The organism is Klebsiella sp. A-Nf5 (genome assembly GCF_002810545.1).
GTDB lineage: Bacteria > Pseudomonadota > Gammaproteobacteria > Enterobacterales > Enterobacteriaceae > Klebsiella > Klebsiella variicola.
The window spans coordinates 39,254-55,349 of record NZ_PIOG01000162.1 but is presented as its reverse complement, the minus strand read 5'-3'; the positions used below and the strand labels follow the sequence as shown (position 1 = coordinate 55,349).

The window sequence follows — 16,096 nt, the reverse complement described above, 5'->3', positions numbered from 1 at the left end:
GTGAAATTGAGCACAAACTGCAGATTGCGGTTCAGGTGGGTGGCGCCGAGGCGGAAGCGGCCATTCTCGGGGCGCTCACCACTCCCGGCACCACGCGCCCGCTGGCGATCCTCGATCTGGGCGCCGGGTCGACCGACGCCTCGATTATCAATGCACAAGGGGAGATCAGCGCCACTCACCTGGCCGGCGCCGGCGATATGGTCACGATGATCATCGCCCGCGAGCTGGGGCTTGAGGACCGCTACCTGGCGGAAGAGATCAAAAAATACCCGCTGGCGAAAGTCGAAAGCCTGTTTCATCTGCGTCATGAAGACGGCAGCGTCCAGTTTTTTCCGTCGGCCTTACCACCGGCGGTATTTGCCCGCGTCTGCGTGGTGAAACCGGATGAACTGGTTCCCCTGCCCGGCGATCTGCCGCTGGAGAAAGTGCGCGCCATTCGCCGTAGCGCCAAATCACGCGTCTTTGTCACTAACGCCCTGCGGGCGCTACGCCAGGTCAGCCCTACCGGCAACATTCGCGACATCCCGTTCGTGGTGCTGGTGGGCGGCTCGTCCCTCGATTTCGAGATCCCCCAGCTGGTCACCGACGCGCTGGCGCACTACCGGCTGGTTGCCGGGCGCGGCAACATCCGCGGCAGTGAAGGCCCGCGCAATGCGGTCGCCAGCGGATTACTCCTCTCCTGGCAAAAAGGAGGCACGCATGGAGAGTAGCCTCGTCACCCCCGCCATCGTCATTGCGGTCACTGACGAATGCAGCGAACAGTGGCGCGATGTCCTGCTGGGCATTGAAGAGGAAGGCATTCCTTTCGTTCTGCAACCGCGGACCGGCGGCGATCTGGTCCATCACGCCTGGCAGGCGGCGCAGCGTTCGCCGCTGCTGGTGGGCATCGCCTGCGACCGGGAACAGCTCATCGTGCACTACAAAAATTTACCCGCATCAACTCCGCTGTTTTCGCTGAGGTATCACCAGGACAGGCTGGCCCGGCGAAACACTGGCAACAATGCGGCTCGTCTCGTCAAAGGGATCCCATTTCGGGATCGCAATGCTTAATCCACAGGAGAACACAGTATGAATAACGCACTAGGACTGGTTGAAACGAAAGGCCTGGTTGGCGCCATTGAAGCCGCTGATGCAATGGTGAAATCCGCCAACGTGCAGTTGATTGGTTACGAAAAAATTGGCTCCGGGCTGATTACCGTGATGGTCCGCGGAGACGTCGGCGCGGTCAAAGCCGCCGTTGACGCCGGGAGCGCGGCGGCCAGCGTGGTCGGCGAGGTCAAGTCCAGCCATGTGATCCCACGTCCGCACAGCGATGTTGAGGCCATTCTGCCGAAATCCGTCTGACCTGGAAAGAAGGAGCACCGCGTGAAGCAATCACTGGGATTACTTGAGGTCAGCGGCCTGGCCCTGGCCATCACCTGCGCAGACGCCATGGCGAAAGCGGCCGCCATCACGCTGCTCGCCCTGGAAAAGACCAACGGCTCCGGCTGGATGGTGGTGAAGATCGCCGGTGATGTGGCCTCTGTCCAGGCAGCGGTGATGACCGGGGCCGAACTCGCCGAACGGCAGCAGGGGCTGGTGGCGCAGAAGGTTATCGCCAGGCCCGGCGCAGGCCTGCTGCCAGCCCGCGTCGAAGCGCCTTCACCAACGCCTGACGCCGCTCAGGAAGAGGAGAACGCCACCGTAATGGATGAGCGCAGAGATCCCGCAGACACCCTCCCCCGCCCTGCGGAGCAGGTGACCTGCAACCTGTGCCTGGACCCGCACTGTCCACGGCAAAAAGGCGAACCCCGCTCGCAGTGCCTGCACGCCGGTAAACGAGGTGACGCGTAATGGATAAACAACAGCTGGCTTCGACAGTCAACAAAGTGCTGGATGAGATGCGCCAGCGTCCCATCCCAATCGGTATCTCCAGTCGCCATATCCATTTAGCGGCGGAGGACTATGCCAGGCTTTTTCCCGCTCAGCCCATCCAGCCGAAAAAAGCGCTGCTGCAGCCCGGACAGTATGCTGCAGAGCAGACGGTGACCCTGGTTGGCCCCAAAGGACGATTAAATAACGTGCGCCTGCTCGGCCCTTTGCGCCAGACCAGCCAGGTGGAAATCTCACGCACCGACGCCCGGACCCTCGGCATCGCCGCGCCGCTGCGCATGTCAGGCAATCTGCAGGACACGCCGGGGATCCGCCTGATAAGCCCCTTTGCCGAACTGGAGCTGAGCAGCGGGACGATCGTCGCCCAACGACATATTCATATGTCCCCGCTTGATGCGTTGATCCTGCGCGTCGCCCATGGCGATAGCGTCGCGGTGGCGATCGAAGGTAGCGACAGGCGGCTTATCTTCGACAATGTAGCGGTCCGCGTAGCCCCGGATATGCGTCTTGAGATGCACATCGATACTGACGAAGCCAATGCGGCAGGCGCTGACGCTGCGCAGGCCTGGGCTACGCTGGTGACGAAGCCATGAACCACGCGATGCTGCAGCGTATCGTCGAGGAGGTCGCCGCCCGCCTGCGCCGTCGCGCCCTGAGTACGGCCACGCTCAGCGTGGCCCAGCTCGGCGAAGCGGATATCCGCAGCCTGCTGTGCCAGCACGCTTCGCTGCGCATCGTGCAGGTGGATTTACCGCTGCTGGAACAGCTTACCGGCCAGCGCGCGCTGGCGGCCGCCGGTTGCGCACTGCATGAGGCGATGGCCTGGGGCGTTCGGGTACAGCTAACGCTGCTTCCCGCCCTGCTCCCCGCGCTGGCGGTAAAAAAACTCGCCCGCTTGCCGCTGACGTTCAGCGACCCGCTTGGCCAGCCCGTCAGACTTCACGCCGCGTCGGTGCTCACCTACGCCGATGTAGCCCGCCTCCACGGAGGTTATCTGGTGCTGCGCCGCCACCCCATTATCACCGCCCTCGCCCGCGAAGCGGCCGTCGCGCGGCATGTTCAATTGATTAAGCAGGAGTGAACTATGCATCTGGCACGCGTGACCGGCGCCGTCGTCTCGACGCAAAAATCGCCCTCTCTGAACGGCAAAAAACTGCTGCTGGTGCGCCGGGTAAGCACAGACGACGAACATCCATTTCCGCCCGCGAGCGGCGATGAAGTGGCGGTAGATTCGGTTGGCGCTGGCGTCGGCGAGCTGGTGCTGCTCTGCAGCGGCTCGAGTGCACGCCACGTCTTTAGCGGCCCGAATGAGGCCATCGATCTTGCCGTTGTGGGCATTGTTGACTCACTTTCACGCTAAGGGGGCGCCTGTGGCTATCTATACCCGAACCGGCGATGCCGGCAGTACATCACTCTTTACCGGCCAGAGGGTCAGCAAGACGCATCCGCGCGTCGAAGCCTACGGCACCCTGGATGAACTGAACGCGGTGCTGAGCCTGTGCGTCTGCGCCGTCGCTGAAGAGGAACATCGCGTCCTGCTCGAAGCCCTGCAGCAGCATATTTTCTGGTTCAGCGCGGAGCTCGCCAGCGACAGCGAACAGCCATCACCGGGTCAGCGCTATATCAGCAGCGAAGAGATTGCCCTGCTGGAGCAGACCATCGATCGCGAGATGGCCCGCGTGCCGGCGCTGCACCAGTTTGTGTTGCCCGGACGCTGCGAAGCCGCCAGTCTTCTGCACCTGGCCCGCACCGTTTCCCGTCGGGCGGAGCGTCGGCTGGTCGAGCTGGCGGCAGAGGTTACTATCCGTCAGATACTGCTGCGTTATCTGAACCGCTTATCTGACTGCCTGTATGCCCTGGCGCGCAGCGAGGATCAGGCCGATCACCAGCGCCGCCTCGTGGCGGAGATCGCGGCCCGCTACCTGGCCGCCAGCGGGTCGCCTGCGTCCGACGCGCCCAAAGCCCAGGCCGGGTCACTCTCCTTTCACGAGCTGCATCAACTCACCCGTCAGGCCATCGAACACGCCCGCCAGCTGCAGGTGCCGGTGGTGGTCAGCATCGTTGACGCACACGGTACCGAAACCGTGGCCTGGCGAATGCCCGATGCGCTGCTGGTCAGCAGCGAGCTGGCGCCCAAAAAAGCCTGGACCGCCGTCGCCATGAAAACCGCCACCCACGAGCTCGCGACGACCGTACAGCCAGGCGCTGCGCTGTACGGTCTGGAGAGCCATCTGCAGGGCAAAGCCGTCACCTTTGGCGGCGGATATCCGCTGTGGCGCGATGGTCAGCTAATAGCCGGCCTCGGGATTAGCGGCGGCAGCGTCGAGCAGGATATGGCTATTGCACAGGCTGCCATTGCGGCCATTAACGTGAGAACACATCAATGAATACAGCAGAACTGGAAACCCTTATCCGCACCATTCTCAGCGAAAAGCTCGCGCCGACGCCTCCTGTCCCTCAGCAAGAGCAGGGCATTTTCCGCGACGTCGGCAGCGCCATCGGCGCCGCCCATCAGGCTTTTCTGCGCTATCAGCAGTGTCCGCTAAAAACCCGCAGCGCCATTATCAGCGCCCTGCGGGAGACGCTGGCCCCCGAGCTGGCGACGCTGGCGGAGGAGAGCGCCACGGAGACCGGCATGGGCAACAAAGAAGATAAATATCTGAAAAATAAAGCCGCGCTTGAAAACACGCCGGGCATTGAGGATCTCACCACCAGCGCCCTCACCGGCGATGGCGGGATGGTGCTGTTTGAGTACTCGCCGTTTGGCGTCATTGGCGCCGTGGCGCCCAGCACCAACCCAACAGAAACCATTATCAATAACAGTATCAGTATGCTGGCGGCGGGCAACAGCGTCTATTTCAGCCCTCATCCAGGCGCGAAAAAGGTCTCGTTAAAGCTTATTGCCAGGATCGAAGACATCGCCTACCGCTGCAGCGGGATCCGTAACCTGGTGGTAACCGTCGCCGAGCCGACCTTTGAGGCCACCCAACAGATGATGGCCCACCCGCAGATCGCCGTTCTGGCTATCACCGGTGGCCCTGGCATTGTGGCGATGGGGATGAAAAGCGGAAAAAAAGTGATCGGCGCTGGCGCTGGCAATCCACCGTGCATCGTTGATGAAACGGCCGATCTCGTCAAAGCCGCCGAAGATATCATCAGCGGCGCCGCCTTCGATTACAACCTGCCCTGTATCGCCGAAAAAAGCCTGATCGTCGTCGCCTCCGTCGCTGACCGCCTGATCCAGCAACTGCAGGATTTTGACGCGCTGTTGTTGAGCCCGCAGGAGACCGATACCCTGCGCGCCGTCTGCCTGCCCGACGGCGCGGCGAATAAAAAACTGGTCGGTAAAAGTCCGGCTGCGCTGCTGGCGGCCGCCGGTCTCGCCGTTCCGCCCCGCCTCCCTCGCCTGCTGATAGCCGAGGTGGAGGCGAACGACCGCTGGGTGACCTGCGAGCAACTGATGCCGGTGCTGCCGATCGTCCGGGTCGCCGATTTTGACAGTGCCCTGGCGCTGGCGCTGCGCGTTGAGGAGGGTCTGCACCACACCGCTATCATGCACTCGCAGAATGTTTCGCGGCTCAATCTGGCGGCACGCACGCTGCAGACCTCCATTTTTGTCAAAAATGGCCCGTCTTACGCGGGAATCGGCGTCGGCGGCGAAGGGTTTACCACCTTCACCATCGCCACGCCAACCGGGGAAGGCACCACCTCCGCGCGGACGTTCGCCCGCCTGCGGCGCTGCGTGTTGACCAACGGTTTTTCCATTCGCTAACCGGGGGCGCCATGCACACCTTTTCTTTGCAAACGCGCCTCTATAGCGGCCCGGGCAGCCTGGCCGCGCTGCAGCGTTTTAGCCATCAGCACATCTGGATCGTCTGCGACGGCTTCCTGGCACGATCGCCGCTGTTCGAGCGGCTGCGCGCCGCGCTGCCCGCCAGCAACCGCGTCAGCGTGTTCAGCGATATTACACCGGATCCGACCATTCACACCGTGGCGAAAGGGATAGCGCAGATGCAGGCCCTGCGTCCGCAGGTGGTGATCGGCTTCGGCGGCGGCTCGGCGATGGACGCCGCCAAGGCGATCGTCTGGTTCAGCCAGCAGGGCGGGCTGCCTGTCGACACCTGCGTGGCGATCCCCACCACCAGCGGTACCGGGTCGGAAGTGACCAGCGCCTGCGTCATCAGCGATCCGGAAAAAGGGATCAAATACCCGCTGTTCCATGAGGCACTCTGTCCCGATATGGCGATCCTTGACCCGGTGCTGGTGGTCAGCGTACCGCCCACCATCACGGCCCATACCGGACTGGACGTCCTGACCCACGCCCTTGAGGCATGGGTATCGCCGCAGGCCACCGATTTTACCGATGCGCTGGCGGAAAAAGCCGCCAGGCTGGTATTTCGCGCCCTGCCCGTTGCGGTTCGCCAGGGCGACTGCGTCGCGACCCGCAGTAAAATGCACAATGCCTCAACCCTTGCCGGCATGGCCTTTAGCCAGGCTGGCCTCGGGCTCAATCATGCTATCGCCCATCAGCTTGGCGGCCAGTTTCACCTCCCCCATGGCCTGGCCAACGCGCTGCTGCTGACCGCGGTGATCCGCTTCAACGCCGGCGAGCCGCGAGCGGCGAAGCGCTATGCGCGCCTGGCCAGGGCCTGCCGGTTCTGCCCGCCGGAAGCTGGCGAACAGGAGGCTCTCCAGGCGCTGATTGCCGCGGTGGAAACACTGAAACAGCAGTGCGCCATTCCCACCCTCAAGGGCGCCTTGCAGGAAAAATATCCCCTTTTCTTATCGCGAATTCCCGCCATGGTGCCGGCCGCGCTGGCCGACGCCACCCTGCGCACCAACCCGCGCCCGGTCGATGGTGAGGCCATCGCGCGACTGCTGGAGAGCCTGCAATGAGTGAAGCGATAGTGCCACTACCAGACATTGACGCGGCGGAGATCCGCGAGCGCGTCCGGGCCGCCGGCGTGGTGGGCGCCGGTGGGGCGGGCTTTCCGACCCACATCAAACTGCAGGCCCGGGTAGATACCGTGCTGGTGAACGCCGCCGAATGCGAACCGATGCTGAAGGTTGATCAACAGCTGATGGCGCAGCAGGCTGACCGACTGATTCGCGGCCTGGGTTACGCAATGACCGCCACCGGCGCCCGGGAAGGGATCATTGCCCTGAAGGCGAAATATGCTCCGGCGATTGCGGCGTTAACCCCGCGCCTCCCGGAATGGGCCCGGCTGCATATTCTGCCTGACGTCTATCCGGCCGGGGATGAGGTGCTCACTATCTGGCTGGCGACGGATCGTCGCGTGCCGCCTGCCGCGCTGCCGGTCAGCGTCGGCGTAGTGGTCAATAACGTGCAGACGGTGCTGAATATCGCCAGAGCCGTGGAGCAGGGCTATCCGGTGACCCGTCGGACGTTGACCGTCAATGGCGCTGTCGCCCGCCCGCTGACGCTGACCGTGCCGCTGGGCATGTCGCTGCGCGAGGTGCTGGATCTGGCCGGCGGCGCGACGGTTGACGATCCGGGCTTTATCAACGGCGGTCCGATGATGGGCTCGCTTATGACCTCCCTGGAGACACCGGTCACCAAAACCACCGGCGGCCTGCTGGTGCTCCCGGGCAACCACCTACTGATCCAGCGACGGCGGCAGGATGAGCGAACGCTGCTCGCCATCGCCCGTACCGTCTGTGAACAGTGCCGTTTATGCACAGATTTATGTCCCCGGCACCTGATCGGCCATGAGCTTTCTCCCCACCTGCTGGTGCGGGCGGTGAACTATCGCCAGGCGGCCACCCCGTCGCTGCTGCTCAGCGCCCTGACCTGCTCGGAGTGCAACGTTTGCGAGAGCGTCGCCTGCCCGGTGGGTATTTCCCCCATGCGCATCAACCGTCTGCTGAAACGTGAGCTGAGGGCGAAAAACCTGCGCTACGAGGGACCGCTGCGTCCGGCGGACGAGATGGCGAAGCACCGCCTGGTGCCGGTCAAACGGCTCATCAGCAAACTGGGGCTTGTTCCCTGGTATCAGGAGGCGCCGCTGACGGCGGTGGAGCCGGAGGTGGCCTGTGTCACCCTGCCGCTGCGCCAGCATATCGGCATCAGCGCCGTCCCCTGCGTCGCGCCGGGAGAGCGAGTAACGCGCGGCCAGCTGCTGGCAGACATCCCTGCCGACGCCCTCGGTGCGCCGGTACACGCCAGTATTGACGGCCTGGTCTCCGCCATCACGGAGCAGGCCATTACGCTTGTAAGAGGTTAATCATGACCCAGGCTATCGGAATTTTAGAACTAACCAGCATCGCCAGGGGGATGGAGCTGGGCGACGTCATGCTGAAAAGCGCGAACGTACAGCTCCTGCTTTGCAGAACCCTTTGCCCGGGAAAATTCCTGCTGATGCTGGGCGGCGACGTCGGCGCCGTGCAGCAGGCAATCGCCGCCGGCACGGCGCGCGCCGGGGAGATGCTGGTGGACAGCCTGGTGCTGGCCAACATTCACCCCAGCGTACTGCCGGCGATCAGCGGACTCAACGTGGTCGAGCAGCGGCAGGCGGCGGGGATCGTCGAAACCTGGAGCGTGGCAGCGTGCATCAGCGCCGCCGACCGTGCGGTGAAAGCGGCCAACGTCACCCTGGTGCGCATCCATATGGCGTTTGGTATCGGCGGCAAGTGCTACATGGTGGTGGCTGGCGATATCGCCGATGTCGACAACGCCGTCACGGTGGCCAGCGACAGCGCAGGCGAGAAAGGATTGCTGGTTTACCGGGCAGTGATCCCGCGACCGCACGACGCGCTGTGGCAACAGCTGATGGAGGGATAATGGAACCGCAACCCCCTACCGAACGCATGATCCAGGAGTATGTCCCGGGCAAACAGGTCACTCTGGCACACCTCATCGCCAATCCGGGCAAAGACCTGTTCAAAAAGCTGGGCCTGCCGGACGCGGTCTCCGCTATCGGCATTCTCACCATTACCCCCAGTGAGGCGTCGATCATCGCCTGTGACATCGCCACTAAGTCCGGCGCGGTGGAGATCGGCTTTCTCGATCGCTTCACCGGCGCGGTGGTGTTAACCGGCGATGTCTCCGCCGTGGAGTACGCGCTAAAGCAGGTTACGCGCACGCTCGGCGAGTTGATGCGCTTCACCGCCTGCCCGATCACCCGGACCTGAGCCCATGAAGCGCCTGATGCTTATCGGACCCAGTCAGTGCGGCAAAACCTCGCTGACCCAGGTATTGCGTGGCGAAACGCTGCGTTATCAGAAAACGCAGGCCATCGTCTGGACGCCGGCCGCGATCGACACCCCAGGGGAATATCTGGAAAACCGCTGCCTGTACAGCGCGCTGCTCACCAGCGCCTGCGAGGCCGATGTCATCGCGCTGGTACTGAATGCCGATGCGCCCTGGTCACCTTTTTCTCCGGGGTTTACCGCCCCGATGAACCGCCCGGTTATCGGGGTGGTCACCAAAGCCGATTTGGCCGCCCCGCCCCATCTGGAACAGGTCCAGGCATGGCTCAACGCGGCGGGCGCCGAACATATCTTTATCACCAGCGCGTTAACCGGCGACGGGCTTGACGACCTGCTCGCCTGCCTGAATACAGAGGAACATCAATGACCTATAAAATCATGGCGATTAATGCCGGCAGCTCTTCCCTGAAGTTTCAGTTGCTTAACATGCCGCAGGGAGCGCTACTCTGCCAGGGATTGATCGAACGTATCGGCCTGCCCGAGGCCCGCTTTACGCTGAAAACGCCGGCGCAGAAATGGCAGGAGACGCTGCCCATCGCCGATCACCACGAGGCCGTGACCCTGCTGCTGGAGGCGCTGACCGGCCGCGGGATCCTGAGCAGCCTGCAGGAGATAGACGGCGTTGGCCACCGCGTCGCCCACGGCGGCGAACGCTTCAAAGACGCCGCGCTGGTCTGCGACGACACCCTGCGGGAGATCGAACGCCTGGCGGAGCTGGCGCCGTTGCATAACCCGGTCAATGCGCTGGGCATACGTCTCTTTCGCCAGCTGTTACCCGCGGTACCGGCGGTGGCGGTCTTTGATACCGCCTTTCACCAGACCCTGGCGCCGGAGGCCTGGCTCTATCCCCTGCCCTGGCGCTATTACGCCGAGCTGGGCATTCGCCGCTACGGTTTTCACGGCACCAGCCATCACTATGTCAGCAGCGCGCTGGCGGAAAAGCTGGGGGTACCGCTGAGCGCCCTGCGGGTAGTGAGCTGCCACCTGGGCAATGGCTGCAGCGTCTGCGCCATCAAAGGCGGGCAGTCGGTGAATACCTCAATGGGCTTTACTCCCCAGTCCGGGGTGATGATGGGCACCCGCAGCGGCGATATCGACCCGTCGATTCTTCCCTGGCTGGTGGAGAAAGAGGGGAAATCCGCCCAGCAGCTCAACCAGCTGCTGAATAATGAATCCGGGCTGCTTGGCATCTCCGGTGTGTCCTCTGACTACCGCGACGTCGAACAGGCAGCCGACGCCGGCAACGAACGCGCAGCTCTGGCGCTGTCGCTGTTTGCCGAACGCATTCGCGCAACTATCGGCAGCTATATCATGCAGATGGGGGGCCTGGATGCGCTGATCTTTACCGGCGGCATTGGCGAGAATTCCGCCCGGGCGCGGGCGACAATCTGCCGCAATTTGCCCTTTCTCGGCCTCGCGCTGGACGACGAGAAAAACCAGCGGAGCGCGACCTTTATTCAGGCGGATAACGCGCTGGTCAAAGTCGCGGTGATCAACACCAATGAAGAGCTAATGATTGCCCGCGACGTCATGCGTCTTGCCTTGCCGCAGGCGCGAGAGCTGGCGGTGTCGGCATAAACGACGTACCTCCTCTTGCGGAGAATCATGGTAACCGGCGGGTCGCCATGCCACTATGCGCCCTGGCGAAGGTAAGCGGAAAGGTGAAAACGTGGCTGTTGCACAATGTCCCGCCTCGTGCGGAGAACTTATCCAGGGCTGGATCCTCGGCAGCGAGAAACTGGTCTCCTGCCCGGTGGACTGGTACAGCACCGTCGAGGTCGAGACCGGGGTGCCGCGAAAAGATGAGCGGCCGCTGTCGCGGGCGATGGTCGACCAGCTGCTGGCCCACTGGGGCTATCCCCCAGCGCTGAGCCAGCAGATCCGCATCACCCTGCACTCAACGATCCCGGTGGCCAAAGGGATGGCCAGCAGCACCGCCGATATCGCCGCCACCGCCGTCGCCACCGCCCACCATCTGGGCCATCCGCTGGATGAGCCGACGCTGGCGCGTCTGTGCGTCGCGCTGGAGCCTACCGACAGCACCCTGTTTCGCCAGCTGACGCTGTTCGACCATAATACCGCCGCCACGCAAATCGCCTGCCCTGCGCCGCCGGCGCTCGACCTGTTAGTACTGGAGAGCCCGCTGACGCTACGCACCACCGACTACCACCAGTTGCCGCGCGAGGCGGGTCTGTTGGCTAACGCCTCCCGGCTGCAGCTCGCGTGGGAGAAAGTGCAGCAGGCCTGCCACTGCGGCAGCCCACAGCTGCTGGGCGAAGCGGCGACCATCAGCGCCATCGCCAGCCAGCAGCTGTTACCCAAACCGGGGTTTGACGCGCTACTGCAACTGGTGGAAAGCGCAGGATTGTATGGCCTTAACGTGGCGCACAGCGGCAGCGTCGTCGGCCTGCTGCTGGACCGCCGTCGTCATGACGTCGAATTTCTCCAATGGCGACTGGCAGACAGCGACATCGCCGCCCACTGGCCGCAGCAGCATCTGCTGGCGATGGTGCCCGGGGGCGTCGCCCTGCAGTAGGCCTCAGGCCAGAGCCCGGCGCAACGCCGCCAGCAGTTGATCGTTTTCGCTGGCGCTGCGGATCGCCACCCGGAAATAACGGCTATCCAGCCCCGGGTAGTTGGCGCAGCTGCGGATCAGCACATGCTGGCGCAACAGGGCGTATTGCAGGTCAAGCCCTGGCCTGTCGCAGCGCAAGAACAGATAGTTGGCGCGCCCGGGCCACACGGTTAGCCCGGCAATCTCCTGCAGTTGCGCATAGAGACGCGTCCCCTCCTCCTGCAGCCACTGCCAGGTGGCCCGCTGATAGTCCCGGTCCTGGAGGATAATCTCCCCGGCCAGAGCGGCATAGGCATTGATGGACCACGGCATTTGTCGCTCGCGTAGCCGGGCCACCGCCTGTGCGTCAGCGTTCAGCAGGTAGCCAAGACGCAGCCCCGGAATGGCATAAAATTTGGTGAGAGAACGCAGAACCCAGACGTGCGGATACTGCGCCAGCAGGGGAATAAATCCCGGCTGGTCGGGCATAAAATCGAGGAAGGCCTCGTCAAGGATCAGGCTGATGTTCAGCGCCCGACAGCGCTGCGCAATAGCTTCCAGCAGGCCCCGCTCCGGCAGCAGGCCGGTGGGGTTATTCGGGGTGCAAAGAAACAGGCAGTCCAGCCCCGGAGTGAGGGCATCGAGGATCGCGTCAGTCAGTTGCCAGCCATCGCACTCCCGGAGGGCATACTCCACCACCTCGCAATCCACAATCTGCAACGCCCGCCGGTACTCCGCGAAACCGGGAATGACGATCATCGCCCGCCGCGGCTTAAGGCCGTGGACGAGGGTGAAGATCGATTCAGTTTCGCCGTTGCCGGCAAGGATATGCGCCGCGGGCAGCTGATGGTGGGCCGCCAGCGCCTGGTGCAGCTGTTGATACTCAACGTCAGGGTAGCGCTCGGCGCGGCCTGGGTTGTCGACGATCGCCTGCCTGAGCGAAGCTGGCATCCCCAGCGGATTGATGTTGGCGCTAAAATCCAGCAGCTCTGCGGGGGCAATACCCAGCAGGGCGGCGGCCTCGCGGATATTGCCGCCATGGGCGCTTTTCAGTAAGGCCATGTCCCTTTCCTGTGTGGTTATCCGCGACGGGCCAGCGTCGCGCCGTCGGCGAAGTAGGCTTTAATCCCGGCGAGGATCGACTCGGCCACCTCCTGCTGAAATTTGGCCGTTTTCAGCTTCCGCTCTTCTTCCACGTTACTGATAAACGCCGTCTCCACCAGAATGGAGGGGATATCCGGCGCCTTCAGCACCGCAAAGCCCGCCTGCTCTACCCGATTCTTGTGCAGGTTATTGATGTTGCCCATTTTCTCCAGCACCGCCTTGCCAAATTTGAGGCTGTCGGCAATGGTCAGGGACTGCACCATATCGAACATGGTGTGGTCGACATAGCGGTCGCCGCTCTTGCTGACCCCACCGATCAGATCCGAGGCGTTCTGCGTCTGGGCGAGATATTTTGCCGCGGTACTGGTTGCCCCCCTGGTGGAGAGGGCAAACACTGAGGAGCCGCTGGGCTGGCGGCTGGTAAAGGCGTCGGCGTGAATCGACACGAACAGGTCGGCACGCTGCTTCTGCGCCTTGGCGACACGCACCTTCAACGGGATAAACACGTCTTCGTTGCGGGTCATATAGGCCTTCATATTGCCTTCTTTGTCGATCAACGCCCGGAGGCGGCGGGCAATCTGCAGCACCACATCTTTCTCGCGGGTGCGATACTTCCCCACGGCGCCGGAGTCTTCGCCGCCGTGTCCGGGATCGAGCATAATGACAATCGGCCGGTCGCGCCCGGCTTTGCCCGGCTGCGGTCCGCTTTGCGCTGGCGGCACCTGACGCTCCAGATCGCCTTTGTTGTAATCCTCGAGCAGCGCCAGCAGCGGATCCTGAACATCGGTGGCGTTGGCGGGGTAGAGGTCCATCACCAGACGCTCTTTAAAGCCAGCCACCGGCGCGAGAGCAAACAGCTGCGGCTTAACGTTCTGCTTGAGCTCAAAGACCATGCGCACGGTTTGCGGATCAAACTGGCCCACGCGGGCGGACTGAATAAAGGGGTCGTCATCGCGGATCTGCCCCCCCATGCCCTTCAGCACAGAGTTCAGGTTAACCCCTTCAAGATCCACCACCACCCGCTCCGGGTTACTGAGGGCAAACTGCCGGTATTTCAGCACATGATTCGATTCTACCGTGACGCGCGTGTAGGTCGATGCTGGCCAGACACGGACGGCGACCACTCGCGCATCGGCAGCCAGCCCCACAGGGCTCACGCTCATTAACCACATGGCGCCCGCGCCCTGCAACAGACGGCGACGGCTTAATCCAGAGTTATTTCCCGACATGCCACTCCCAAGCAATAAAAACGCATTTGTACCCAAAACAAACAGATTGACCAGAAACTTTAACGAAAGCCATATAACCTGTCATCTATAAAAGGGTAAACATTCATTGACACCCTGCGCCGGGTCACATGTTTTTCGTGGCTTAGCCTAAAATTGGCACTTGCGTTTAACGGCAAAACAGAATAAAAATACAATAATTACGAATAATCATGCATTGAGGGTTTGTCATGGTGAAGGAACGTCGCACTGAACTGGTAGAAGGATTCCGCCATTCTGTTCCCTATATTAATGCCCATCGGGGAAAAACGTTTGTCATCATGCTGGGCGGCGAAGCCATTGAGCATGAGAATTTTTCAAGTATTGTCAATGATATAGGATTACTGCATAGCCTGGGCATTCGTCTGGTCGTGGTCTATGGCGCCCGCCCGCAGATTGACGCTAACCTCGCCGAGCACCATCACGAGCCGGTCTATCACAAGCAGACGCGAGTGACTGACGCTAAAACGCTTGAGCTGGTTAAGCAAGCGGCGGGGATGCTGCAGCTGGAGATCACCGCCCGCCTGTCGATGAGCCTCAACAATACCCCGCTGCAGGGAGCCCATATCAACGTCGTCAGCGGCAACTTTATCATTGCCCAGCCGCTGGGTGTCGATGACGGTGTCGATTATTGCCACAGCGGACGCATTCGCCGCATTGACGAAGAGGCGATTCATCGTCAGCTCGACAGTGGCGCCATTGTGCTGATGGGGCCGGTCGCGGTGTCGGTCACCGGCGAGAGTTTTAACCTGACCTCTGAAGAGATCGCCACCCAGCTGGCCATTAAGCTGAAGGCAGAGAAAATGATCGGCTTCTGTTCGTCGCAGGGGGTCTACAACCAGGAAGGGGAAATTGTCTCCGAACTGTTCCCCAACGAAGCACAGGCCCGCGTCGAAGAGCTGGAAGCGGACGAAGATTATAACTCCGGTACCGTGCGCTTTCTGCGCGGGGCCGTGAAGGCCTGCCGCAGCGGCGTGCGGCGCTGCCACCTGATCAGCTATCAGGAAGACGGCGCACTGCTGCAGGAGCTGTTCTCACGCGACGGCATCGGCACCCAGATCGTGATGGAGAGCGCGGAGCAGATCCGCCGGGCGACCATCAACGATATCGGCGGTATTCTTGAGCTAATAAGCCCGCTTGAGCAGCAGGGCATCCTGGTGCGCCGCTCCCGTGAGCAGCTGGAGATGGAGATCGACAAATTCACCATTATTCAGCGCGATAACACCACTATCGCCTGCGCTGCCCTCTATCCTTTCCCGGAAGAGAAGATCGGCGAAATGGCCTGCGTGGCGGTGCATCCGGATTACCGGAGCTCGTCGCGGGGAGAGGTGCTGCTGGAGCGTATTGCCGCCCAGGCCAGACAGATGGGGCTGAGCAAGCTGTTCGTGCTAACCACCCGCAGCATCCACTGGTTCCAGGAGCGCGGCTTCACGCCGGTGGATATCGACCTGCTGCCAGAGAGTAAAAAGCAGATGTATAACTATCAGCGCCGGTCGAAGGTGCTGATGGCCGACCTCGCTTAAGCCCTTCTTCACTCTTTCTAACGGCCCGGGATAAAACAGCGTTTATCGTCTCATTCCGGGCCGTTCTTCAGCCCCTCTTCGCAACGGCGCCTGTCTGCGACACGCGGGCGAAATTCCTGGTTTCCGCGCAGACCATTTCTTTCTCGCTGGCTCACCGATATGCTACTGGCTGTCGACAGGACGTCGACTGGCACAACGGCCACCACCCGCCCTGCAAGGATCGCTGAAATAATGGAAACCAAACCGAACTGGCTGGTCAGACATATCAACCTCATTACCGCCACGGTCACCCTCTATCCGTGGTTGCTGATGATATTGCTCCTCTGGGATAACCAGCGCCATCATCAGCATGGTTATGCCGCACTCGGCGCCGCCATCGCGATATTATTCCTGCTGGCCCTGACATCCGGCATGAATGTTCTCATCTCCTCGCTGGTGATTTTTGTTGCCCGCTGTTCCTCCCCACCGCTGGCCAGCGGCGCGGCAGTCCGCTTTTTCGCGATGAATTCGATATCACTATTGTGGCTCGGACTGCTGGCCATATGACC

General features: G+C 62.2%; 20 protein-coding genes. 18 read left to right on the top strand and 2 right to left on the bottom strand.

The genetic code is table 11. The features are described from left to right. From CWM53_RS17335 to CWM53_RS17260, 16 genes are all read left to right on the top strand, one after another. On the top strand, positions 1–710 hold a 710-nt coding region (locus CWM53_RS17335; RefSeq protein ID WP_319829942.1), incomplete at its 5' end, for a diol dehydratase reactivase ATPase-like domain-containing protein. Then, complete coding sequence (locus CWM53_RS17330) at positions 700–1,050, top strand: glycerol dehydratase reactivase beta/small subunit family protein (protein ID WP_012540672.1); 351 nt, start codon at positions 700–702, stop codon at positions 1,048–1,050. The genes CWM53_RS17335 and CWM53_RS17330, both read left to right, overlap by 11 nt. Positions 1,051–1,068: 18 nt before the next feature. Beyond that, a complete protein-coding gene (gene pduJ, locus CWM53_RS17325; RefSeq protein ID WP_002915806.1) occupies positions 1,069–1,344 on the top strand; it encodes a propanediol utilization microcompartment protein PduJ in 276 nt (91 codons plus the stop codon). Positions 1,345–1,365: 21 nt separating this feature from the next. Next, complete coding sequence (locus tag CWM53_RS17320) at positions 1,366–1,833, top strand: BMC domain-containing protein (RefSeq protein WP_074387678.1); 468 nt, start codon at positions 1,366–1,368, stop codon at positions 1,831–1,833. Then, entirely contained in the window at positions 1,833–2,465 is a 633-nt protein-coding gene (locus CWM53_RS17315) for a phosphate propanoyltransferase (RefSeq protein ID WP_012540670.1), read from the top strand. The genes CWM53_RS17320 and CWM53_RS17315 overlap by 1 nt, the downstream gene beginning before the upstream one ends. After that, entirely contained in the window at positions 2,462–2,953 is a 492-nt protein-coding gene (pduM, locus tag CWM53_RS17310; protein ID WP_074387677.1) for a microcompartment protein PduM, read from the top strand. Before CWM53_RS17315 ends, pduM begins: the two co-directional genes overlap by 4 nt. A gap of 3 nt (positions 2,954–2,956) precedes the next feature. Then, complete coding sequence (locus CWM53_RS17305) at positions 2,957–3,232, top strand: EutN/CcmL family microcompartment protein (protein WP_008806309.1); 276 nt, start codon at positions 2,957–2,959, stop codon at positions 3,230–3,232. 10 nt (positions 3,233–3,242) lie between these two features. Continuing rightward, the gene (pduO, locus tag CWM53_RS17300; protein WP_074387676.1) at positions 3,243–4,259 is read left to right on the top strand and encodes a two-domain cob(I)yrinic acid a,c-diamide adenosyltransferase PduO; all 1,017 of its coding nucleotides are present in this window, start codon (positions 3,243–3,245) and stop codon (positions 4,257–4,259) included. Continuing rightward, positions 4,256–5,644: a CoA-acylating propionaldehyde dehydrogenase PduP gene (gene pduP, locus CWM53_RS17295; RefSeq protein WP_074387675.1), complete on the top strand. Its 1,389-nt coding sequence runs from the start codon at positions 4,256–4,258 to the stop codon at positions 5,642–5,644. Before pduO ends, pduP begins: the two co-directional genes overlap by 4 nt. 11 nt (positions 5,645–5,655) lie before the next feature. Beyond that, a complete protein-coding gene (pduQ, locus tag CWM53_RS17290) occupies positions 5,656–6,768 on the top strand; it encodes a 1-propanol dehydrogenase PduQ (protein WP_074387674.1) in 1,113 nt (370 codons plus the stop codon). Further along, positions 6,765–8,117 carry a 4Fe-4S dicluster domain-containing protein gene (locus CWM53_RS17285; protein WP_100730073.1) on the top strand — a complete coding sequence of 451 codons (1,353 nt, stop codon included), beginning with the start codon at positions 6,765–6,767 and terminating at the stop codon, positions 8,115–8,117. Before pduQ ends, CWM53_RS17285 begins: the two co-directional genes overlap by 4 nt. 2 nt (positions 8,118–8,119) lie before the next feature. After that, positions 8,120–8,674, top strand: coding sequence for a propanediol utilization microcompartment protein PduT (gene pduT, locus CWM53_RS17280; protein WP_023298168.1), 555 nt, complete (start codon positions 8,120–8,122; stop codon positions 8,672–8,674). After that, positions 8,674–9,024 carry a propanediol utilization microcompartment protein PduU gene (gene pduU, locus CWM53_RS17275; protein ID WP_074387672.1) on the top strand — a complete coding sequence of 117 codons (351 nt, stop codon included), beginning with the start codon at positions 8,674–8,676 and terminating at the stop codon, positions 9,022–9,024. The genes pduT and pduU overlap by 1 nt, the downstream gene beginning before the upstream one ends. 4 nt (positions 9,025–9,028) lie before the next feature. After that, positions 9,029–9,469: a propanediol utilization protein PduV gene (pduV, locus tag CWM53_RS17270; RefSeq protein ID WP_100730072.1), complete on the top strand. Its 441-nt coding sequence runs from the start codon at positions 9,029–9,031 to the stop codon at positions 9,467–9,469. Then, the gene (locus CWM53_RS17265) at positions 9,466–10,680 is read left to right on the top strand and encodes an acetate/propionate family kinase (RefSeq protein WP_100730071.1); all 1,215 of its coding nucleotides are present in this window, start codon (positions 9,466–9,468) and stop codon (positions 10,678–10,680) included. Before pduV ends, CWM53_RS17265 begins: the two co-directional genes overlap by 4 nt. A gap of 91 nt (positions 10,681–10,771) precedes the next feature. Next, positions 10,772–11,638 (top strand): L-threonine kinase, encoded by an 867-nt coding sequence (locus CWM53_RS17260; RefSeq protein WP_133122271.1) that lies wholly within the window; start codon positions 10,772–10,774, stop codon positions 11,636–11,638. 3 nt (positions 11,639–11,641) lie between these two features. Here the strand turns inward: CWM53_RS17260 and cobD are convergent, their stop codons facing one another. Together cobD and amiC are read right to left on the bottom strand one after the other, a co-directional pair. Then, positions 11,642–12,718: a threonine-phosphate decarboxylase CobD gene (gene cobD / locus CWM53_RS17255; RefSeq protein ID WP_074387668.1), complete on the bottom strand. Its 1,077-nt coding sequence runs from the start codon at positions 12,716–12,718 to the stop codon at positions 11,642–11,644. Positions 12,719–12,735: 17 nt separating this feature from the next. Further along, positions 12,736–13,989, bottom strand: a complete 1,254-nt coding sequence (gene amiC / locus CWM53_RS17250) for an N-acetylmuramoyl-L-alanine amidase AmiC (protein ID WP_008806319.1) — start codon at positions 13,987–13,989, stop codon at positions 12,736–12,738. Positions 13,990–14,216: 227 nt separating this feature from the next. Between amiC and argA the strand changes: the two genes are divergently transcribed. Further along, positions 14,217–15,548, top strand: a complete 1,332-nt coding sequence (gene argA, locus CWM53_RS17245) for an amino-acid N-acetyltransferase (RefSeq protein WP_061153427.1) — start codon at positions 14,217–14,219, stop codon at positions 15,546–15,548. Between the two features lie 231 nt (positions 15,549–15,779). Then, complete coding sequence (locus tag CWM53_RS17240; protein WP_049162135.1) at positions 15,780–16,094, top strand: hypothetical protein; 315 nt, start codon at positions 15,780–15,782, stop codon at positions 16,092–16,094. The last annotated feature ends 2 nt before the right edge of the window (positions 16,095–16,096 follow it).